The organism is Enterobacter sp. ECC-175 (assembly GCF_043968675.1).
Classification (GTDB): domain Bacteria; phylum Pseudomonadota; class Gammaproteobacteria; order Enterobacterales; family Enterobacteriaceae; genus Enterobacter.
The window spans coordinates 1-19,991 of sequence record NZ_CP143776.1 but is presented as its reverse complement, the minus strand read 5'-3'; the positions used below and the strand labels follow the sequence as shown (position 1 = coordinate 19,991).

The window sequence follows — 19,991 nt, the reverse complement described above, 5'->3', positions numbered from 1 at the left end:
CAGCATGACTGATGTAACTGTAAAATCGCTGGCTGCTGAGATTCAGACCTCCGTGGACCGCCTGGTACAGCAATTTGCTGATGCAGGGATCCCGAAGTCCGCTGAAGACTCGGTGACCGCGCAAGAAAAACAAACCTTGTTAGCGCACCTGAACCGTGAACACGGTTCTACGCCTGACAAGTTAACGCTGCAGCGCAAAACGCGCAGCACGTTAAATATCCCGGGTACCGGTGGAAAAAGTAAGTCGGTACAAATTGAAGTCCGCAAGACACGCACCTTTGTAAAACGTGATCCGCAAGAGGCAGAACGCCTTGCCGCGGAAGAGCAGGCACAGCGTGAAGCGGAAGAACAAGCTCAGCGTGAGGCAGAAGCAACTGCCAAGCGTGAAGCAGAATTAAAAGCTGAACGTGAGGCCGCAGAAAAAGCGAAACGCGATGCCGGTGATAAGGCGAAGCGTGACGCTGCGGAAAAAGACAAAGTGAGCAATCAACAGACCGACGAAATGACAAAAACCGCCCAGGCTGAAAAAGCCCGCCGTGAAAATGAAGCTGCCGAGCTGAAGCGTAAAGCGGAAGAAGAAGCACGCCGCAAGCTTGAAGAAGAAGCGCGTCGCGTCGCTGAAGAAGCGCGTCGTATGGCAGAAGAAAATGAGAAGAATGGCGTGAATACCGCTGAGCCGACTGAAGACACCAGCGATTACCACGTGACCACTTCTCAGCATGCCCGTCAGGCTGAAGACGACAACGACCGTGAAGTTGAAGGCGGCCGTGGCCGTACTCGCAGCACGAAAGCTGCGCGTCCAGCGAAAAAAGGCAACAAGCACGCTGAATCTAAAGCTGACCGTGAAGAAGCACGTGCGGCCGTTCGCGGTGGTAAAGGCGGTAAGCGTAAAGGTTCCGCTCTGCAGCAGGGCTTCCAGAAGCCAGCGCAGGCCGTTAACCGTGACGTTGTGATTGGCGAAACCATCACCGTTGGCGATCTGGCGAACAAGATGGCGGTTAAAGGTTCTCAGGTCATCAAAGCGATGATGAAACTGGGCGCAATGGCCACCATCAACCAGGTCATCGATCAGGAAACCGCACAGCTGGTTGCCGAAGAGATGGGCCACAAGGTTATCCTGCGTCGTGAAAACGAGCTGGAAGAAGCGGTAATGAGCGACCGTGACACTGGCGCAGCGGCTGAACCGCGTGCACCGGTTGTGACCATCATGGGTCACGTTGACCACGGTAAAACGTCTTTGCTCGACTACATTCGTTCCACGAAAGTGGCATCCGGCGAAGCGGGTGGTATTACCCAGCACATCGGTGCATACCACGTAGAAACTGACAACGGCATGATCACCTTCCTGGATACCCCAGGCCACGCCGCGTTTACCTCTATGCGTGCTCGTGGTGCTCAGGCTACGGATATCGTTGTTCTGGTTGTTGCAGCAGACGACGGCGTGATGCCGCAGACCATCGAAGCTATCCAGCACGCGAAAGCGGCGCAGGTGCCTCTGGTTGTTGCAGTCAACAAAATTGATAAGCCAGAAGCCGATCTGGACCGCGTTAAAAACGAACTGTCTCAGTACGGCGTTATGCCGGAAGAGTGGGGCGGCGAAGCGCAGTTCATCCCTGTTTCTGCTAAAGCCGGTACCGGTATCGACGACCTTCTGAACGCCATCCTGCTGCAGGCTGAAGTTCTGGAGCTGAAAGCGGTGCGTAAAGGTATGGCGAGCGGTGCGGTTATCGAATCCTTCCTGGATAAGGGTCGTGGTCCGGTTGCAACCGTGCTGGTCCGTGAAGGTACGCTGAACAAAGGCGATATCGTTCTGTGTGGCTTCGAATATGGCCGCGTGCGTGCGATGCGTAACGAACTGGGTCAGGAAGTGCTGGAAGCGGGTCCATCCATTCCGGTGGAAATCCTCGGTCTGTCCGGCGTTCCGGCTGCCGGTGATGAAGTGACCGTCGTGCGTGACGAGAAGAAAGCGCGTGAAGTTGCACTGTACCGTCAGGGCAAATTCCGTGAAGTTAAACTGGCTCGCCAGCAGAAATCTAAGCTTGAGAACATGTTTGCGAACATGGCTGAAGGCGAAGTTCACGAAGTGAACATCGTTCTGAAAGCTGACGTTCAGGGTTCTGTGGAAGCGATCTCCGACTCCTTGCTGAAGCTGTCTACGGACGAAGTGAAAGTGAAGATCATTGGTTCCGGCGTAGGTGGTATCACCGAAACCGACGCCACCCTGGCTGCTGCGTCCAACGCGATTCTGGTTGGCTTCAACGTGCGTGCTGATGCCTCTGCTCGCCGCGTGATCGAAGCGGAAAGCCTGGATCTGCGTTACTACTCCGTCATCTATAACCTGATCGACGAAGTGAAAGCAGCGATGAGCGGCATGCTGTCTCCGGAACTGAAACAGCAGATCATTGGTCTGGCTGAAGTTCGTGACGTGTTCAAATCACCGAAATTTGGTGCGATTGCCGGCTGTATGGTTACCGAAGGCAACATTAAGCGTCACAACCCAATCCGCGTACTGCGTGACAACGTGGTTATCTACGAAGGCGAGCTGGAATCCCTGCGCCGCTTCAAAGATGACGTTAACGAAGTCCGTAACGGCATGGAATGTGGTATCGGCGTGAAGAACTACAACGACGTTCGCGTTGGCGATATGATCGAAGTGTTCGAAATCATCGAGATTCAACGCAGCATCGATTAATCCACATTGTGGGCCGGGTTAGCGAAGCGCCACCCGGCAATCATTTCAAAAGGGGCCTTTAGCCCCTTTTTTGTCTGGAGAATTTATTATGGCGAAAGAATTTGGTCGCCCGCAGCGCGTGGCGCAAGAGATGCAAAAAGAAATTGCGCTCATCCTGCAGCGCGAAATCAAAGACCCACGCGTCGGCATGATGACGACGGTATCCGGCGTAGAAATGTCCCGTGACCTGGCCTACGCCAAGGTATTCGTGACGTTCCTGAACGATAAAGACGAAGAAGCCGTTAAAAACGGCATCAAAGCCCTGCAGGAAGCCTCCGGATTTATCCGCTCTCTGCTCGGTAAGGCGATGCGCCTGCGTATCGTGCCGGAACTGACCTTCTTCTACGACAACTCGCTGGTTGAAGGTATGCGTATGTCCAACCTGGTGACCAGCGTGGTGAAACATGACGATGAGCGTCGCGTTAACCCAGCGGACGACAGCAAGGAGGACTAATGAGTCGTCCTCGTCGTCGCGGTCGCGACGTGCACGGCGTGCTGCTGCTGGATAAACCCCAGGGTGCATCCAGCAACGACGTGCTGCAAAAAGTGAAGCGCATTTACAACGCCAACCGCGCGGGACACACTGGCGCGCTGGATCCGCTGGCGACGGGCATGCTGCCCGTCTGCCTGGGAGAAGCGACGAAGTTTTCCCAGTATCTGCTCGACTCCGATAAGCGCTACCGGGTTATTGCGAAACTTGGCCAGCGCACGGATACGTCCGATGCTGACGGTCAGGTGGTCGAAGAGCGTCCGGTAACCTTCAGCGCGGAACAGCTCGACGCCGCGCTGGAAAGCTTCCGCGGAGATACGCAGCAGGTGCCGTCGATGTATTCGGCGCTGAAATACCAGGGCAAGAAGCTGTACGAATATGCGCGCCAGGGAATCGAGGTGCCGCGCGAAGCTCGCCCGATTACCGTATATGAGCTGCTCTTTATTCGCCACGAAGGTGATGAGCTTGAACTGGAGGTTCACTGTTCGAAAGGAACCTACATTCGCACCATCATCGATGACCTGGGCGAAAAGCTGGGCTGCGGCGCGCACGTGATTTACCTGCGCCGCCTGGCCGTCAGTAAATATCCGGTAGAGCGTATGGTCACGCTGGAGCATCTTCGTGAGCTGGTTGAACAGGCTGAAGAGCAAGGGATCGCGCCGGCCGATCTGCTGGACCCTTTACTGATGCCGATGGACAGTCCGGCAGCGGACTTTCCGATCGTTAATCTTCCTTTAACCTCGTCCGTGTACTTTAAGAACGGAAACCCGGTTCGCACCGCCGATGCGCCGCAAAACGGCCTCGTCCGCGTCACCGAAGGTGAGGACGGTAAGTTCATCGGGATGGGCGAAATGGACGGCGAGGGCCGCGTGGCACCGCGTCGTCTGGTAGTGGAGTATCCTGCTTAACGGCTCACCTTGCGGTAAGCAGGGGAGACGAGTAGAATATTGCCGCTTAACGTTCCGAAAATTGTTTAACAATCGACGGGGCGTGCACATTGGGAATGCTGAATTAGAGATCGGCATCCCTTCATTCTTATTACTTTGGAGTTTTAAAATGTCTCTAAGTACTGAAGCTACAGCTAAAATCGTTTCTGAGTTTGGTCGTGACGCGAACGACACCGGTTCTACCGATGTTCAGGTTGCTCTGCTGACTGCACAGATTAACCACCTGCAGGGTCACTTCTCTGAGCACAAAAAAGATCACCACAGCCGTCGTGGTCTGCTGCGCATGGTTTCCCAGCGTCGTAAACTGCTCGACTACCTGAAGCGTAAAGATGTTGCGCGCTACACCGCGCTGATCGAGCGTCTGGGTCTGCGTCGCTAAGTTTTGCGAGTTTCAGAAAAGGGGGCCTGATGGCCCCTTTTTTCAACCAGACGGCAGCAATTCGATGGAAATTATTGTATTGTTGCTATAAATGATCTTCATTGCAGAGGTTCGCGCGGCTAATGAGAGGCTTCACCCATGGGGGTGTTGGTTGTCATTAGTCGCGAGGATGCGAAGAAGATCGGGTTAAATCGTCAGCACACCGGTGGTGTGCTGTCATTCATTTAAGAAAGGACAGAATTTTGCTGAATCCGATCGTTCGTAAATTCCAGTATGGTCAGCACACCGTCACGCTGGAAACCGGCATGATGGCGCGTCAGGCGACCGCTGCCGTTATGGTAAGCATGGATGACACTGCGGTATTCGTTACCGTTGTTGGCCAGAAAAAAGCAAAACCAGGTCAGGACTTCTTCCCTCTGACCGTTAACTACCAGGAGCGTACCTACGCTGCCGGTAAAATCCCGGGTGGCTTCTTCCGTCGTGAAGGCCGTCCAAGCGAAGGCGAAACCCTGATCGCGCGTCTGATTGACCGCCCGGTTCGTCCGCTGTTCCCGGAAGGCTTCGTAAACGAAGTGCAGGTTATCGCAACCGTTGTTTCCGTTAACCCACAGGTTAACCCGGACATCGTGGCAATGATCGGTGCTTCTGCTGCTCTGTCACTGTCTGGTATCCCATTCAATGGCCCAATCGGTGCGGCGCGCGTAGGTTACATCAATGACCAGTACGTGCTGAACCCAACTCAGGAAGAGCTGAAAGAAAGTAAGCTGGACCTGGTGGTTGCTGGTACTGAAGCAGCTGTTCTGATGGTTGAATCCGAAGCTGAACTGCTGAGCGAAGACCAGATGCTGGGCGCCGTTGTCTTCGGCCACGAGCAGCAGCAGATCGTTATTCAGAACATTAACGACCTGGTGAAAGAAGCCGGTAAACCACGCTGGGACTGGCAGCCTGAAGCGGCAAACGACGCGCTGAACGCACGCGTTGCTGCACTGGCAGAATCTCGTCTGAGCGATGCGTACCGCATCACCGACAAACAGGAGCGTTACGCTCAGGTTGACGCGATCAAATCTGAAGTGACTGCAACCCTGGTTGCTGAAGATGAAGCGCTGGACGCTAACGAGATTGGCGAAATCCTGCACGCAATCGAGAAAAACGTTGTGCGTAGCCGCGTACTGTCCGGCGAGCCGCGTATCGATGGCCGTGAAAAAGACATGATCCGTGGTCTGGACGTGCGTACTGGCGTACTGCCGCGTACTCACGGTTCTGCGCTGTTCACCCGTGGTGAAACGCAGGCGCTGGTTACCGCGACTCTGGGTACCGCACGTGACGCACAGAACATCGACGAACTGATGGGCGAGCGCACCGACAGCTTCCTGTTCCACTACAACTTCCCTCCGTATTCCGTAGGGGAAACCGGTATGGTTGGCTCGCCGAAGCGTCGTGAAATTGGTCACGGTCGCCTGGCGAAGCGCGGCGTGCTGGCCGTTATGCCGGAAGCTGATAAGTTCCCGTACACCGTTCGTGTGGTTTCTGAAATCACCGAATCCAACGGTTCTTCTTCTATGGCTTCCGTGTGCGGTGCTTCTCTGGCTCTGATGGATGCTGGCGTGCCAATCAAAGCCGCCGTTGCGGGTATCGCGATGGGCCTGGTGAAAGAAGGCGACAACTTCGTTGTTCTGTCTGACATCCTGGGCGATGAAGATCACCTGGGCGATATGGACTTCAAAGTGGCGGGTTCCCGCGACGGTATCTCTGCGCTGCAGATGGATATCAAAATTGAAGGTATCACCAAAGAGATCATGCAGGTTGCGCTGAACCAGGCTAAAGGTGCACGTCTGCACATCCTGGGCGTGATGGAACAGGCGATTAACGCGCCGCGTGGCGACATTTCCCAGTTCGCACCGCGTATCCACACCATTAAGATCAGCCCAGACAAGATCAAAGACGTTATCGGTAAGGGCGGTTCTGTGATCCGTGCGCTGACCGAAGAAACTGGCACTACCATCGAAATCGAAGATGACGGCACTGTGAAGATCGCAGCGACCGACGGCGAAAAAGCGAAATACGCTATCCGTCGTATCGAAGAGATCACCGCAGAAATCGAAGTGGGCCGTATCTACAATGGTAAAGTGACCCGTATCGTTGACTTTGGCGCATTCGTTGCCATCGGTGGCGGTAAAGAAGGTCTGGTCCACATTTCTCAGATCGCTGACAAGCGCGTTGAGAAAGTGACCGATTACCTGCAGATGGGTCAGGAAGTTCCGGTTAAAGTTCTGGAAGTTGACCGCCAGGGCCGTATCCGTCTGAGCATTAAAGAAGCAACCGAGCAGTCTCAGCCAGCTGCAGCGCCAGAAGCACCGGCCGCAGAACAGCAGGGCGAGTAAGTTGCCATTTGCCCTCTGCTTCGGCGGAGGGCCTATTATCAGGCAGGACGCCTTGTTAAGCCGCCGGGGGACAGGACGTTCATCCAATTGTTGTCTTCGGGAGTGGGAAATGAAGCCTTTTTTGCGCTGGTGTTTCGTTGCGACAGCTTTAACGCTGGCAGGATGCAGCAACTCTGCCTGGCGTAAGAGCGAAGTCCTCGCAGTGCCATTGCAACCGACGCTACAGCAGGAAGTGATTCTGGCACGCATGGAACAAATTCTTGCCAGTCGGGCTTTAACCGATGACGAACGCGCACAGCTTTTATATGAGCGCGGAGTGTTGTATGATAGTCTCGGTCTGAGGGCATTAGCGCGGAATGATTTCTCACAAGCGCTGGCAATTCGACCTGATATGCCTGAAGTATTCAATTACTTAGGCATTTATTTAACGCAGGCAGGCAATTTTGATGCTGCCTATGAAGCGTTTGATTCTGTACTTGAGCTTGATCCAACTTACAACTACGCGCACTTGAATCGCGGTATCGCATTGTACTACGGCGGTCGTGATAAGTTAGCGCAAGATGATCTGCTGGCGTTTTATCAAGACGATCCTAACGATCCTTTCCGCAGCCTGTGGCTTTATATCGTTGAGCAGAAGCTTAATGAGAAGCAGGCAAAAGAGGCACTGAAGCAGCGCTTCGACAAATCGGACAAGGAACAGTGGGGATGGAACATTGTCGAGTTCTACCTGGGGAACATTAGCGAAGCAACGCTGATGGAACGCCTCAAGGCGGACGCAACGGATAACACCTCGCTCGCTGAGCATCTCAGTGAAACCAACTTCTATTTAGGTAAGTACTACCTAAGTCTGGGGGATATGGACAGCGCCACGGCACTGTTCAAATTAGCGGTTGCTAACAACGTACACAACTTCGTTGAGCACCGTTATGCATTGTTGGAATTATCGCTCTTGGGCCAGGAGCAAGACGACCTGGCAGAATCGGACCAGCAATAGCTGACGACATAGACATCAGCCCGTAATCTTTTGATTGCCATCACCTTAACTGGTGAGGGCGTTGTTGTTCGTCAATACACCTACTTTGAGCCGGTTCACACTTTTCAATGAAAATTGCTAATCATTTTCACGATGAGCTAAGTAGACTGGCCGCCATTAATATCGAGGCACTTGTACTACATGGCTGAATTCGAAACCACTTTTGCAGATCTGGGCCTGAAGGCTCCTATCCTTGAAGCCCTTAACGATCTGGGTTACGAAAAACCATCTCCGATCCAGGCTGAGTGTATCCCACACCTGCTTTCTGGTCGTGACGTGCTGGGCATGGCCCAGACTGGTAGCGGTAAAACTGCGGCGTTCTCGCTGCCGCTGCTGAACAACATTGATCCGGACCTGCGTGCTCCGCAGATCCTCGTCCTGGCTCCAACCCGTGAACTGGCTGTTCAGGTTGGCGAAGCAATGACGGAATTTTCTAAACATATGCGCGGCGTAAACGTGGTAGCCCTGTACGGCGGCCAGCGTTATGACGTGCAGTTACGCGCCCTGCGCCAGGGCCCACAGATCGTTGTCGGTACGCCGGGTCGTCTGTTGGATCACCTGAAGCGCGGTACTCTGGACCTCTCTAAGCTGAGCGGTCTGGTACTGGATGAAGCAGATGAAATGCTGCGTATGGGCTTCATCGAAGACGTAGAAACCATCATGGCGCAGATCCCAGAAGGTCATCAGACCGCTCTGTTCTCTGCCACCATGCCAGAAGCGATTCGCCGCATTACCCGCCGCTTCATGAAAGAGCCGCAGGAAGTGCGCATTCAGTCCAGCGTTACCACGCGTCCTGACATCAGCCAGAGCTACTGGTCTGTGTACGGCATGCGCAAAAACGAAGCGCTGGTACGTTTCCTGGAAGCGGAAGATTTTGATGCGGCGATTATCTTCGTTCGTACCAAAAACGCGACTCTGGAAGTGGCTGAAGCCCTGGAGCGTAGCGGCTACAACAGCGCAGCGCTGAACGGCGACATGAACCAGGCCCTGCGCGAGCAGACTCTGGAGCGTCTGAAAGACGGTCGTCTGGATATCCTGATTGCAACCGACGTGGCAGCACGTGGTCTGGACGTTGAGCGTATCAGCCTGGTTGTGAACTACGACATCCCAATGGATTCCGAATCTTACGTTCACCGTATCGGTCGTACCGGTCGTGCGGGCCGTGCGGGTCGTGCGCTGCTGTTCGTTGAGAACCGCGAGCGTCGTCTGCTGCGTAACATCGAACGCACCATGAAGCTGACCATTCCAGAAGCCGACCTGCCAAACGCAGAGCTGCTGGGCAAACGCCGCCTGGAGAAATTCGCCGCGAAAGTACAGCAGCAGCTGGAAAGCAGCGATCTGGACCAGTACCGTGCGCTGCTGTCGCAGATTCAGCCAACCGCTGAAGGCGAAGAGCTGGACATGGAAACTCTGGCCGCAGCACTGCTGAAAATGGCGCAGGGCGAACGTAGCCTGATCGTGCCACCAGATGCGCCGATGCGTCCTAAGCGTGAGTTCCGTGACCGTGACGATCGTTTCGAACGTCGTGGCGACCGTAACGACCGTGGCCCGCGCGGTGACCGTCCAGAGCGTGGTGGTGAAGACCGTCCACGTCGCGAGCGTCGTGACGCTGGCGATATGGAACTGTACCGCATTGAAGTGGGCCGTGATGATGGCGTTGAAGTGCGTCATATCGTTGGCGCGATCGCTAACGAAGGCGACATCAGCAGCCGTTACATCGGTAACATCAAGCTGTTCGCATCCCACTCTACCATTGAGCTGCCAAAAGGCATGCCGGGCGAGGTTCTGCAGCACTTTACCCGCACCCGCATCCTGAACAAGCCGATGAACATGCAGCTGATGGGCGATGCGCAGCCGCGTCCTGACCGCGGTGGCGAACGTCGTGGCGGTGGCCGCAGCTTCGGTGGCGAGCGTCGTGAAGGCGGTCGCAGCGAAGGTCGCGGTGGTGAAGGTCGTCGTTTCTCCGGCGAACGCCGTGAAAACCGCGGCCCGCGTCGCGAAGAAGGCACCAGCCGTCGTCGTTTCGGTGACGCGTAAGCCTTACGCTTCTGACGTAAAGTAAAATATACAGCCCCGATAAACGCTATCGGGGCTTTTTTTATTTCTTTTGTACTCTTGTACTGGTACAGTGCTGCACATTAACATGCGTCACCGCATTATTGACTGGAGAAAAGGCTGTATGGCGACACTTACCACCACCCAAACGTCACCTTCGCTGCTTGGCGGCGTGGTGATTATCGGCGGAACCATCATTGGTGCTGGGATGTTCTCCCTGCCCGTGGTCATGTCCGGGGCGTGGTTCTTCTGGTCGCTGGCGGCGCTGGTCTTTACCTGGTTCTGCATGCTGCATTCCGGGCTGATGATCCTCGAAGCCAACCTGAACTACCGCATTGGCTCAAGCTTCGACACCATCACAAAAGACCTGCTGGGCAAACGCTGGAATCTGATTAACGGCATATCCATCGCGTTTGTGCTCTACATTCTGACCTACGCCTATATCTCGGCGAGCGGCTCGATTCTGCACCACACCTTCTCGGAGATGTCGCTGAACGTCCCTGCGCGTCTGGCCGGGCTATGCTTCGCGCTGGGCGTGGCGTTTATTGTCTGGATGAGCACCAAAGCGGTCAGCCGCATGACGGCGATCGTGCTGGGCGCCAAGGTGATTACCTTCTTCCTGACCTTCGGCAGCCTGCTGGGGCACGTCACGCCGACCACGCTGTTCAACGTGGCGGAGACCAACGCCTCTTACACGCCGTACCTGCTGATGACTCTGCCGTTTTGTCTGGCGTCGTTCGGCTACCACGGCAACGTGCCAAGCCTGATGAAATACTACGGTAAAGACCCGCGCACCATTGTGAAATGCCTGGTCTACGGCACGCTGCTGGCGCTGGGGCTGTATGTGATTTGGCTGCTGGGGACGATGGGCAACATCCCGCGTCCGGCATTTATCGGCATAGCGCAGAAGGGTGGCAACATTGATGTGCTGGTGCAGGCGCTGAGCGGCGTGCTGAACAGCCGCAGCCTGGATTTACTGCTGGTGGTGTTCTCCAACTTTGCGGTGGCGAGCTCTTTCCTCGGCGTGACGCTCGGCCTGTTTGACTATCTTGCCGATCTGTTTGGCTTTGATGATTCCGCGCTGGGCCGCTTCAAAACCGCGCTGTTGACCTTCCTGCCGCCGATTTTAGGGGGCCTGCTGTGGCCGAACGGCTTCCTGTATGCCATCGGCTATGCAGGACTGGCCGCCACCGTCTGGGCTGCCGTTGTGCCGGCGCTGCTGGCGCGAAAGTCGCGTAAACGCTTTGGTAGCCCGACGTTCCGCGTCTGGGGCGGTAAGCCGATGATTGTGCTGATACTGGTGTTCGGCATCGGCAACGCGGTGGTACACGTGCTGTCGAGTTTCAATCTGCTGCCTGTGTATCAGTAAAGCGTGCGGTTTAAACCCCTCTCCCTCTTCCACAGGGAGAGGGAGAAAAGCAAAAACTACCCCACCAACTCCTCTTTCACCTGCATCGCCAGATCGAACGAGTGCAGGCGCGCCTGATGATCGAAAATCTGGCCGTTAACCATAATTTCGTCCGCCTGCGTCTCGCGCAGCACCGCTTCCAGCCCGTGACGCACTTTTGTCTTATCACCGACCAGGGACATGCTCAGCGCCTGCTGCACGCCATACTGCTCTGACGCAGACCACAGCTGATGCATATTTTCCACCGGCGGCGGAAGCTGGCCCGTCTCCCCGCGGCGCAGCTTCATGAACGCCTGCTGCATTGAGGTGAACAGGAATTCCGCATCGCGGTTGCTGTCGGCGGCAATGATATTGATACACACCATCGCGTACGGCTTCTCCAGCCGCGCGGACGGCTTGAAGTGGGTACGGTACAGATGCAGCGCCTGGTGCAGCATATCCGGCGCGAAGTGCGAGGCAAACGCAAACGGCAGCCCAAGCTGGGCGGCAAGCTGCGCGCTATACAGGCTGGAACCCAGCAGCCACACCGGGATCTTCTCACCGTAGCCCGGCACCGGGCGCACGTGCGGGTTAGGATCGCGCGCGTCGAACCAGTCCACCAGCTCCGCCACGTCGCGCGGGAAGTTATCGATATCGCCGCTCATATGTCGACGCAGCGCACGCATAGTCGGCTGATCGCTGCCCGGCGCGCGGCCAAGTCCAAGATCGATACGGCCAGGGTAGAGCGTATTCAGGGTGCCGAACTGTTCGGCAATCACCAGCGGAGCGTGGTTCGGCAGCATTACGCCGCCGGAGCCGAGGTGAAGCGTCGTGGTGTTTGCGGCCAGATAGCCGATCAGCACCGAGGTTGCGGCGCTGGCGATGCCCACCATGTTGTGGTGCTCCGCCAGCCAGTAGCGGTGATAGCCGCGCTTTTCGGCCAGTTGAGCGAGATCGAGAGAGTGTGAAAAGGCGTCTCGAGCCGAGGAGCCCTGAGGGATCGGCGCCAGATCCAGCACCGAGAACGGAATGGTTTTATCAGTCATAGCAGCTCACTTTGTCGACAGCGTATCTTTAATAGTGCATTAAAAATGCGAACACGCTGTTAACAAAGTGAGCTTTTTTTACGCCTGTAATTCTAACCCGGCGAGGCGTTTCCAGTAGCCGTTACAGTCGCTGTTGGCGGTTAACGGCAGCGGTGCCGCTCCATTTTCGTTAGCGCGGAAGGCGTCAAGCATCGCAAACACGCTGTTATCCAGCGGGGATAAGCGCACCACGTCCACCAGGCCGTCCATCGACGCCAGCTCGTTGCCCAGGTTGTAAACATAGCCGCTCATGGTCTGAATGCCGTTCAGCACAAACACCTGCTGGTTCTCCTGCGACAGCATGCTGCGCCCGTTCGGATACTTAATGCAGCAGGTCTCGCACTCGTCTTTCGGGCGATCTTCGGAACGCGCGGTAAAGCATCGGGCAGAGTAGGCCAGTGGAAGATGGCCGTAGCTCAGCACTTCTACCTCAAACCGATCGCGGATGCCCAGCGCGTCGCACTGGTCCAGCAGGTTAACCAGCCAGTCGCGGGAGAGTTCGACCGGCATACACCAGCGCGTCATGCCCTGCTTCAGCAGCAGGCGCAGCGTAACCGCGTTGTAGCAGTTTAGCGCATGCCCCGCGACGAACGGCAGATTGCGTTCGGCGCATAGGTTCACTACGCCGAGATCGCTCGCTTCCAGCAGGAACTCGCCGTTCTCAACGTAGCGCTTCAGCTCGCCCAGCTCGGAAGAGGCCTGTACCAGCGCGAGCGTCGAGAGCACTACCTGCTTGCCGCTTCCTGCCAGGCTTTTCGCCATATCCAGCCAGTCGCCCACTTTGGTGGCCCGGCGCTTGCTGCACACGGCCTCGCCGAGATAAATCACGTCGGCGCTGCTGGCGGCCGCCTGCTGGTAAAAGTCTTCCAGCGTCTCTTTTGGCCAGTAGTACAGCACCGGCCCTAATGAATATTTCATGGTTATCTCACTGCCATTTACGGTGATACGCGCCGAGCGTGGTTTGGGTGCCTTCAGACATGGCGCCCAGCGTCTCCATCCACGCGGGCTGCGCGGCGTAGTTCTGCGGGTCGGCCATGCAGCGGTCGATCGCCTGACGCCACACTTTCGCCACCTGGCTCACGTAGGCCGGGCTGCGCTGGCGTCCTTCAATTTTCACCGACGCGATGTTGGCGGCCAGCAGCTCCGGCAAAAGCTCCAGCGTGTTCAGGCTGGTCGGCTCTTCCAGCGCGTGATAGCGCTCGCCGTCCACCAGGTAGCGGCCTTTGCACAGGGTAGGGTAGCCCGCGTTTTCGCCGTCCTGATAGCGGTCGATCAGCACGTCGTTCAGGCGCGACTCCAGCCCCTGCGGCGTTTGCTGCCAGCGAACAAAGCGGGCAGGCGAGCACGCCCCAACGGTGTTAGGCGATTCGCCGGTTAAATAGGACGAGAGATAGCACCGGCCTTCGGCCATGATGCACAGGCTGCCAAAGGCGAAGACTTCCAGCGGAACGGGCGTGACGCGCGCGAGCTGCTTCACCTGATGAATGGAGAGCACGCGTGGGAGCACCACGCGGGCCACGTCAAAATGACGGTGATAAAAACGCACGGCCTCTTCGTTCGTGGCGGAAGCCTGAACGGAGACGTGGCGCTCAATATGCGGGTAGCGTTCTGCCGCATACTCAAGCATGGCGAGGTCGGCCAGGATCAGCGCATCCGCACCCAGCTGTGCCGCCATATCCACCGCGCGCTGCCAGCGGGCGTAGCCGTCAGGATGGGCGAAGGTGTTAATGGCGATATGCAGCTTGCGGCGATGCTGGTGAACGAAGGTAACGGCTTCCTGAAGCTTTTTCTCCGTAAAGTTTAGGCCAGCAAAATGGCGGGCGTTGGTGTCATCCTTTAGCCCGATGTAGACCGCGTCGGCCCCATTTTCGATGGCCGCCTTAAGCGCCGGAAGGTTTCCGGCAGGGCAGAGCAGCTCCATAATGTTTCCTGCTGTTGACGATCGAAGCGATCGCAAAATTGTTAACGAGCTGGGATTTTAATTAACCCCCAGGCGACAATTTTTGATTTAAGGCAGCTAATGGCGTATTGATGACACCAATAATGGAGTAAGCCGGACGTCGGTTTGTTGATTTATGCCGCTATGTTCCGCCGGGGATATGGCAAAATAACGGGACTATAGATATCAGGGAGTAAAGCTCGTGCTGGATAAACTGCGTTCGCGTCTCGTACAATTTGGCCCATCAATGCTGAGCGTGCCGGTCAAGCTGGCGCCGTTTGCGCTAAAACGCCAGGTGCTGGAGCAGGTACTGAGCTGGCAGTTCCGCCAGGCGCTGCAGGACGGTGAGCTGGCGTTTCTGGAAGGGCGCTGGCTGAGTATTCACGTGCGTGATATCGGGCTGCGCTGGTTTACCTCCGTGGAAAACGATCAGCTGATCGTACGCGAATCCGCCGAGGCGGACGTCAGCTTCAGCGCCAACGCCAGCGATCTGCTGATGATTGCCGCGCGCAAGCAGGACCCGGATACGCTCTTCTTCCAGCGCCGTCTGGTCATTGAAGGCGATACGGAGCTTGGCCTGTACGTTAAGAATTTAATGGATGCCATTGAGCTGGAGCAGATGCCGAAAGCGCTGCGCATGATGTTGATGCAAATGGCAGATTTTGTTGAGGCCGGGCTGAAAACCCCGCCGGACGGTAAACACACTTCAGTAGGTGAGCCATGCTGATTCGAGTCGAAATTGGGATTGATGCCCCGGGTATCGATGCACTGTTGCGCCGCGCCTTCGCGAGCGATGCCGAAGCTCAACTGGTCCACGATCTCCGTGAAGATGGTCTGATCACGCTGGGGCTGGTGGCCACCGATGACGAAGGTCAGGTGGTCGGCTACGTTGCCTTTAGCCCTGTGCTCGTTCAGGGCGAGGATCTTCAGTGGGTCGGAATGGCCCCGCTGGCGGTCGATGAAAACTATCGCGGACAGGGGCTGGCGCGCCAGCTGGTCTTCGAAGGGCTGGATTCGCTCAACGAGTTTGGCTATGCGGCCGTTGTTGCGCTGGGCGATCCGGCGTTCTATGGCCGTTTAGGCTTTGAGCCGGCGGCGCAGTACGATTTGCGCTGCCGCTGGCCGGGTACCGAATCCGCCTTCCAGGTGCATCGTCTGGCGGATGACGCGCTGAGCGGCGTGAGCGGGCTCGTTGAGTATCACGACCACTTCAATCGCTTTTAACCAGGCTCTCGCGCAGCGCCTCAAAGGTGCCGTCTCCGCTAACGAGACGCTCTTTCTGGCGCTTCGTCAGCTGCTTGATGCGGTATTCCAGCCTGAGCGCCATCGATTTATCTCCTGCGGGCGCTGAAAACGCCAGCTGAAGCTCGCCTTTCCCCCGCAGCGCCTTTGCCCCTTTCCCCGTCTGATGCTGCAGGAAACGCCGCGCGACGTCGGTCGTAATTCCGGTATACAGTGAGTTATCCGCGGTACGGACGAGATAGAGAAACCAGCACACGGTAGGCATATTCAGTATGTTAAGGTGAGTGCACCATAGCATGAGAGGGAGCAAAAATGGAAACACTGGACGCCATTAGCCGCTGGCTGGCGAAGCAGCACGTTGTGACCTGGTGCGTGTACGATGAAGGGGAAATGTGGTGCGCGAACGCGTTCTACTACTACGACCCGGAGCGAGTCGCGTTTTATGTCATGAGCGAAGACAAAACGCGTCATGCCCAGATGACCGGTCAGCAGGCGAACGTGGCGGGTACGGTCAACGGCCAGCCGAAAACGGTGGCGTTGATCCGCGGCGTGCAGTTCAAAGGTGAGATCCGCCGTCTGGGTGAAGAAGAGAGCGATGCGCCGCGTAAACGCTACACGCGCCGCTTCCCCGTTGCCGCTGCGCTAAAAGCCCCGGTGTGGGAAATCCGCCTTGATGAGCTCAAATTTACCGACAACACCCTGGGCTTTGGCAAGAAGCTACACTGGCTACGCGCCGAGCAGGCGTAGCGCTTCGCGGTTAAACGCCGGGAGATCGTCCGGGGTGCGGCTGGTGATCAGCTGATCTTTGTCGTTGACCACCTCCTGATCGTAAAACTCCGCCCCCGCGTTTTTCAGATCGATTACGATCGGCTTCACGGCGGTGAGCTTGCGCCCGCGCACCACGTCAGCGCTGATCAGCAGCTGCGGGCCGTGGCAGATGGCAAATACCGGTTTTCCGGTCGCGACAAAGTCGCGGGTAAAGGTAACGAAACGATCGTCCCCGCGCAGCGAATCCGGCGAATGGCCGCCAGGGAGCAGCAGGGCGTCGAAGTCAGACGGGCTCACGCTGTCGATGGTTTCGTCAATGGTGACTTTCGCTTCGCCCTTATGGCCCGTCACCGTTTTGCCCGCCTCTTTCTCGATGGTGATGACCTCATGTCCCGCCTTGCGAAACGCCTCGGCTGGCGACGTAAATTCTGAATCTTCAAACTCGTCGGTAATCAAGACTGCGATTTTTTTACCCATGGTTCCTCCGTTGTTTTCGCTTCAGACTGTTTTTTTCCCGTTTGTGGTAAATACTTACCGGTAACAGACTGTTAAGTGTGGTAGAGCAGGCTGAAATCGCAAACGGACAATTCTGTAAAGGAGATAACATGAGCCAGGTATTAATAACGGGCGCCACCGGGCTGGTGGGCGATCACCTGTTGCGGCTGCTGATTCAGGATCGCCGGGTGAACTTTATTGCGGCCCCCACGCGTCGCCCGCTGGCCGACGTGTCCGGCGTTTTCAACCCGCACGATCCCCAGCTTACCGACGCGCTTGCGCAGGTGCAGGACCCGATTGATATTGCGTTCTGCTGCCTTGGAACAACCCGACGCGAGGCGGGCAGCAAAGAGGCCTTTGTCCACGCGGACTACACGCTGGTGGTGGATACGGCCCTGACGGCGAAAAGGCTCGGCGCGAAGCATTTCCTCGTGGTCAGCTCCATGGGGGCCAACGCCAGCTCGCCGTTCTTCTACAACAAGGTGAAAGGCAAAATGGAAGAGGCGCTGATCGCCCAGAAGTGGGAGCGCCTGACGATTGTGCGCCCGTCGATGCTGCTCGGGCACCGCGACAAGCGGCGCGTTAACGAGTCTATTTTTGCCCCGCTGTTTCGCATTTTCCCCGGCAACTGGAAGTCCATCGAGGCGCGGGACGTGGCGCGCGCGATGCTGAAAGAGGCGCTTTCGCCGTCGCAGGAAGGGGTGAATATTATCCCGTCAGCAAAACTGCGTGAAATCGCACAGGGCGAGGCGTAAACTCCCCCGGCTAATTAAACAACACTCTCCGGGGAATGCTATGACTGGTCAGTCTTCATCTCAGGCGGTAACACCTGTTCAATGGTGGAAGCCCGCGCTCTTCTTTCTTGTGGTCATTATTGGCCTCTGGTACGTGAAATGGCAGCCGTATTACGGCAAAGCCTTCACCGCCGCCGACACCCACAGCATCGGTAAATCCATTCTCGCTCAGTCTGATTCCAGCCCGCTGCAGGCGGCGTGGGATTATGCCGTGGTCTATTTCCTTGCCGTCTGGAAGGCGGCCGTGCTCGGCGTGATTTTAGGCTCCCTGATTCAGGTGCTGATCCCGCGCACCTGGCTGATTAAAACCCTTGGGCAGCCGCGCTTTCAGGGCACGCTTTTGGGCACAATTTTCTCGCTTCCGGGCATGATGTGCTCCTGCTGCGCCGCGCCCGTCACCGCGGGCATGCGCCGCCAGCGCGTCTCGATGGGCGGGGCGCTGGCGTTCTGGATGGGCAACCCGCTGCTCAACCCGGCAACGCTGGTGTTTATGGGCTTTGTGCTGGGCTGGTATTTCGCGTTTATTCGCCTGGTAGCAGGGCTGCTGACGGTGCTTATCGTGGCGTCGCTGGTGCAAAAGCTGGTGAAGGAGAGCCCGATGGAGCCTGCAACCGTTGAGCTGGACATCAGCGAACCGCAGGGCGGCTTCTTCGCGCGCTGGGGTAAGGCGCTGTGGCAGCTTTTCTGGAGCACGATCCCGGTTTATATCCTGGCGGTGCTGGTGCTTGGGGCCGCGCGCGTGTGGCTGTTCCCGCACGCGGACGGCGCTATCGACAATACGCTTATGTGGGTGGTGGCAATGGCGGTTGCGGGCTGCCTGTTTGTGATCCCGACCGCCGCGGAAATCCCGATTGTACAGACCATGATGTTAGCCGGAATGGGCACCGCGCCTGCGCTAGCGCTGTTAATCACGCTGCCTGCGGTAAGCCTGCCGTCGCTAATTATGCTGCGCAAGTCATTCCCGGCAAAAGCGCTGTGGCTGACCGCGGGTCTGGTGGCGTTAAGCGGAGTCATTGTGGGAAGTATTGCGCTGCTGTAAAAAAAAGCCCGGTAGCGCGAGCGCTTACCGGGCCTGCGTTCAGGTGTTGATTACTTGATGTAGGTAAACGCGGTGGTGACGTGCTTCACGCCGCTCACCCGACTGGCGATATCCGCCGCCGCTTTCCCTTCGCGATCGGTTACCAGACCCAGCAGGAACACTTCACCGTTCTCGGTGGTCACCTTCACGTTAGAGGATTTCACCTGGTCAGAGCCCAGCAGCTGGGAGCGCACTTTGGTGGTGATCCAGGTATCAGATGACGCGGTGCCCAGGCTGATCGGCTGGCCCTGTCGGATTTCATTGAAGACTTCCGTGGTGCCCTCTACGCCCATGGCTATCTGTTTCGCACGGCTGGCGAGATCCATGTTCGGTGCCTGGCCCGCCAGCAGCACTTTGCCCTGGTAAGCCGTCACGTTGATGCGCGCTTCTTTCTTAATCTGTTCGTCTTTCGACAGCGCGCTGTTAACGCGCAGCTCCAGCGTACCGTCGTCCACCTGGGTACCCACGGTACGCGGGTCGGTCGCGGCCTTGGTGCCCACGGCCGCGGTGCCCACAACGGCCGCAGCGATGCATCCCTGAAGTAACAGCGCAGACGTGAGGACTGCGAGGGTCGATAAAGCCTTCATGAGAACTCCTTAATCATCCTGGTGAGGGAAAAGCGTGTTATCGATCAAATCGCATAAGCAGTTCACCGTCAGCATATGCATTTCCTGAATGCGCGCGCTGCGGTGAGACGGAATGCGGATCTCCACGTCCTGCGGCCCCAAAAGGCCCGCCAGCTCGCCGCCGTCATAGCCGGTTAAGGCAACGATGGTCATATCGCGGGTCACGGCGGCTTCAACGGCTTTGACGATGTCACGGCTGTTCCCGCGAGTGGAAATCGCCAGCAGCACGTCTCCGGCATGGCCTAAGGCGCGCACCTGCTTTGCGTATATTTCGTCGTGCAGGCGATCGTTTGCAATCGCTGTTAAGACCACATTATCGGTATTAAGTGCAATGGCGGGTAAACTTGGACGTTCTGTTTCAAAACGATTGATCATGCTGGCAGCAAAATGCTGTGCGTTGGCGGCCGACGTACCGTTGCCACAACAGAGGATTTTGTTACCGTTCAGCAGAGACTGTACCAGCGTCATGGCCGCGCGCGAGATCGCGTCTGGAAGCGCCTCCGCTGCGGCAATCTGCGTTTGAATGCTTTCTGTGAAGCACACTTTAATTCGTTCGAGCAC

Annotated in this window: 21 protein-coding genes; 14 read left to right on the top strand and 7 right to left on the bottom strand. The window is 56.9% G+C overall.

The features are described from left to right. Window positions 1-4: 4 nt before the first annotated feature. The 9 genes from infB to mtr all read left to right on the top strand — a co-directional run bounded on the left by infB (window position 5) and on the right by mtr (window position 11,385). Window positions 5-2,692, top strand: a complete 2,688-nt coding sequence (gene infB, locus V1599_RS00105; protein ID WP_112010886.1) for a translation initiation factor IF-2 — start codon at window positions 5-7, stop codon at window positions 2,690-2,692. A gap of 88 nt (window positions 2,693-2,780) precedes the next feature. Further along, a complete protein-coding gene (gene rbfA / locus V1599_RS00100; RefSeq protein WP_112010885.1) occupies window positions 2,781-3,185 on the top strand; it encodes a 30S ribosome-binding factor RbfA in 405 nt (134 codons plus the stop codon). Next, complete coding sequence (truB, locus tag V1599_RS00095) at window positions 3,185-4,129, top strand: tRNA pseudouridine(55) synthase TruB (RefSeq protein WP_297116624.1); 945 nt, start codon at window positions 3,185-3,187, stop codon at window positions 4,127-4,129. Before rbfA ends, truB begins: the two co-directional genes overlap by 1 nt. Window positions 4,130-4,277: 148 nt before the next feature. Beyond that, complete coding sequence (rpsO, locus tag V1599_RS00090) at window positions 4,278-4,547, top strand: 30S ribosomal protein S15 (RefSeq protein WP_096755535.1); 270 nt, start codon at window positions 4,278-4,280, stop codon at window positions 4,545-4,547. Window positions 4,548-4,789: 242 nt separating this feature from the next. Continuing rightward, entirely contained in the window at window positions 4,790-6,928 is a 2,139-nt protein-coding gene (gene pnp, locus V1599_RS00085) for a polyribonucleotide nucleotidyltransferase (protein WP_395300849.1), read from the top strand. Between the two features lie 109 nt (window positions 6,929-7,037). Beyond that, window positions 7,038-7,922 carry a lipoprotein NlpI gene (gene nlpI / locus V1599_RS00080; protein WP_112010882.1) on the top strand — a complete coding sequence of 295 codons (885 nt, stop codon included), beginning with the start codon at window positions 7,038-7,040 and terminating at the stop codon, window positions 7,920-7,922. A gap of 107 nt (window positions 7,923-8,029) precedes the next feature. Next, window positions 8,030-8,110 carry a protein YrbN gene (gene yrbN, locus V1599_RS00075; protein WP_097397692.1) on the top strand — a complete coding sequence of 27 codons (81 nt, stop codon included), beginning with the start codon at window positions 8,030-8,032 and terminating at the stop codon, window positions 8,108-8,110. Continuing rightward, the gene (locus V1599_RS00070; protein WP_112010881.1) at window positions 8,103-9,998 is read left to right on the top strand and encodes a DEAD/DEAH family ATP-dependent RNA helicase; all 1,896 of its coding nucleotides are present in this window, start codon (window positions 8,103-8,105) and stop codon (window positions 9,996-9,998) included. The genes yrbN and V1599_RS00070 overlap by 8 nt, the downstream gene beginning before the upstream one ends. A 142-nt stretch (window positions 9,999-10,140) precedes the next feature. Beyond that, the gene (gene mtr / locus V1599_RS00065; protein ID WP_112010880.1) at window positions 10,141-11,385 is read left to right on the top strand and encodes a tryptophan permease; all 1,245 of its coding nucleotides are present in this window, start codon (window positions 10,141-10,143) and stop codon (window positions 11,383-11,385) included. Between the two features lie 56 nt (window positions 11,386-11,441). Here the strand turns inward: mtr and V1599_RS00060 are convergent, their stop codons facing one another. From V1599_RS00060 to V1599_RS00050, 3 genes are all read right to left on the bottom strand, one after another. Next, window positions 11,442-12,449 (bottom strand): luciferase-like monooxygenase, encoded by a 1,008-nt coding sequence (locus V1599_RS00060; protein ID WP_297116610.1) that lies wholly within the window; start codon window positions 12,447-12,449, stop codon window positions 11,442-11,444. Between the two features lie 78 nt (window positions 12,450-12,527). Beyond that, window positions 12,528-13,406, bottom strand: coding sequence for a U32 family peptidase (locus V1599_RS00055; protein WP_395300848.1), 879 nt, complete (start codon window positions 13,404-13,406; stop codon window positions 12,528-12,530). Between the two features lie 7 nt (window positions 13,407-13,413). Then, complete coding sequence (locus tag V1599_RS00050) at window positions 13,414-14,409, bottom strand: peptidase U32 family protein (protein WP_297116604.1); 996 nt, start codon at window positions 14,407-14,409, stop codon at window positions 13,414-13,416. A gap of 220 nt (window positions 14,410-14,629) precedes the next feature. Here V1599_RS00050 and V1599_RS00045 point away from each other — a divergent pair, with 220 nt between their 5' ends. Further along, the gene (locus tag V1599_RS00045; protein ID WP_297116601.1) at window positions 14,630-15,154 is read left to right on the top strand and encodes an SCP2 domain-containing protein; all 525 of its coding nucleotides are present in this window, start codon (window positions 14,630-14,632) and stop codon (window positions 15,152-15,154) included. Then, complete coding sequence (locus tag V1599_RS00040; RefSeq protein ID WP_112010875.1) at window positions 15,148-15,651, top strand: GNAT family N-acetyltransferase; 504 nt, start codon at window positions 15,148-15,150, stop codon at window positions 15,649-15,651. Before V1599_RS00045 ends, V1599_RS00040 begins: the two co-directional genes overlap by 7 nt. Here V1599_RS00040 and V1599_RS00035 read toward each other — a convergent pair. Further along, the gene (locus tag V1599_RS00035; protein WP_395300847.1) at window positions 15,638-15,967 is read right to left on the bottom strand and encodes a GIY-YIG nuclease family protein; all 330 of its coding nucleotides are present in this window, start codon (window positions 15,965-15,967) and stop codon (window positions 15,638-15,640) included. The genes V1599_RS00040 and V1599_RS00035 overlap by 14 nt on opposite strands. 14 nt (window positions 15,968-15,981) lie before the next feature. Between V1599_RS00035 and V1599_RS00030 the strand changes: the two genes are divergently transcribed. Next, window positions 15,982-16,416 carry a YhbP family protein gene (locus V1599_RS00030; protein WP_112010873.1) on the top strand — a complete coding sequence of 145 codons (435 nt, stop codon included), beginning with the start codon at window positions 15,982-15,984 and terminating at the stop codon, window positions 16,414-16,416. On the opposite strand, the gene V1599_RS00025 is transcribed toward V1599_RS00030, so the two are convergent. Continuing rightward, window positions 16,396-16,914, bottom strand: a complete 519-nt coding sequence (locus tag V1599_RS00025; protein WP_112010872.1) for a type 1 glutamine amidotransferase domain-containing protein — start codon at window positions 16,912-16,914, stop codon at window positions 16,396-16,398. The two genes, V1599_RS00030 and V1599_RS00025, sit on opposite strands and share 21 nt — an antisense overlap. 128 nt (window positions 16,915-17,042) lie before the next feature. Between V1599_RS00025 and V1599_RS00020 the strand changes: the two genes are divergently transcribed. Together V1599_RS00020 and V1599_RS00015 are read left to right on the top strand one after the other, a co-directional pair. Next, complete coding sequence (locus V1599_RS00020; protein WP_146745758.1) at window positions 17,043-17,687, top strand: NAD(P)H-binding protein; 645 nt, start codon at window positions 17,043-17,045, stop codon at window positions 17,685-17,687. Between the two features lie 40 nt (window positions 17,688-17,727). Beyond that, complete coding sequence (locus V1599_RS00015; RefSeq protein WP_395300846.1) at window positions 17,728-18,765, top strand: permease; 1,038 nt, start codon at window positions 17,728-17,730, stop codon at window positions 18,763-18,765. 50 nt (window positions 18,766-18,815) lie between these two features. On the opposite strand, the gene dolP is transcribed toward V1599_RS00015, so the two are convergent. Then, on the bottom strand, window positions 18,816-19,391 hold the full coding sequence (dolP, locus tag V1599_RS00010) for a division/outer membrane stress-associated lipid-binding lipoprotein (RefSeq protein WP_112010870.1): 576 nt from the start codon (window positions 19,389-19,391) through the stop codon (window positions 18,816-18,818). A 9-nt stretch (window positions 19,392-19,400) separates the two neighbouring features. Then, the gene (diaA, locus tag V1599_RS00005) at window positions 19,401-19,991 is read right to left on the bottom strand and encodes a DnaA initiator-associating protein DiaA (RefSeq protein ID WP_003861754.1); all 591 of its coding nucleotides are present in this window, start codon (window positions 19,989-19,991) and stop codon (window positions 19,401-19,403) included.

Coding starts and splice junctions, on each gene's coding strand:
- V1599_RS00050 (WP_297116604.1), bottom strand. CDS start 14,409: ATGGAGCTGCTCTGCCCTGCCGGAAACCTTCCGGCGCTTAAGGCGGCC.
- rpsO (WP_096755535.1), top strand. CDS start 4,278: ATGTCTCTAAGTACTGAAGCTACAGCTAAAATCGTTTCTGAGTTTGGT.
- mtr (WP_112010880.1), top strand. CDS start 10,141: ATGGCGACACTTACCACCACCCAAACGTCACCTTCGCTGCTTGGCGGC.
- V1599_RS00025 (WP_112010872.1), bottom strand. CDS start 16,914: ATGGGTAAAAAAATCGCAGTCTTGATTACCGACGAGTTTGAAGATTCA.
- V1599_RS00030 (WP_112010873.1), top strand. CDS start 15,982: ATGGAAACACTGGACGCCATTAGCCGCTGGCTGGCGAAGCAGCACGTT.
- V1599_RS00055 (WP_395300848.1), bottom strand. CDS start 13,406: ATGAAATATTCATTAGGGCCGGTGCTGTACTACTGGCCAAAAGAGACG.
- V1599_RS00060 (WP_297116610.1), bottom strand. CDS start 12,449: ATGACTGATAAAACCATTCCGTTCTCGGTGCTGGATCTGGCGCCGATC.
- V1599_RS00070 (WP_112010881.1), top strand. CDS start 8,103: ATGGCTGAATTCGAAACCACTTTTGCAGATCTGGGCCTGAAGGCTCCT.
- V1599_RS00015 (WP_395300846.1), top strand. CDS start 17,728: ATGACTGGTCAGTCTTCATCTCAGGCGGTAACACCTGTTCAATGGTGG.
- yrbN (WP_097397692.1), top strand. CDS start 8,030: ATGAAAATTGCTAATCATTTTCACGATGAGCTAAGTAGACTGGCCGCC.
- nlpI (WP_112010882.1), top strand. CDS start 7,038: ATGAAGCCTTTTTTGCGCTGGTGTTTCGTTGCGACAGCTTTAACGCTG.
- V1599_RS00040 (WP_112010875.1), top strand. CDS start 15,148: ATGCTGATTCGAGTCGAAATTGGGATTGATGCCCCGGGTATCGATGCA.
- rbfA (WP_112010885.1), top strand. CDS start 2,781: ATGGCGAAAGAATTTGGTCGCCCGCAGCGCGTGGCGCAAGAGATGCAA.
- V1599_RS00020 (WP_146745758.1), top strand. CDS start 17,043: ATGAGCCAGGTATTAATAACGGGCGCCACCGGGCTGGTGGGCGATCAC.
- V1599_RS00035 (WP_395300847.1), bottom strand. CDS start 15,967: ATGCTATGGTGCACTCACCTTAACATACTGAATATGCCTACCGTGTGC.
- dolP (WP_112010870.1), bottom strand. CDS start 19,391: ATGAAGGCTTTATCGACCCTCGCAGTCCTCACGTCTGCGCTGTTACTT.
- truB (WP_297116624.1), top strand. CDS start 3,185: ATGAGTCGTCCTCGTCGTCGCGGTCGCGACGTGCACGGCGTGCTGCTG.
- infB (WP_112010886.1), top strand. CDS start 5: ATGACTGATGTAACTGTAAAATCGCTGGCTGCTGAGATTCAGACCTCC.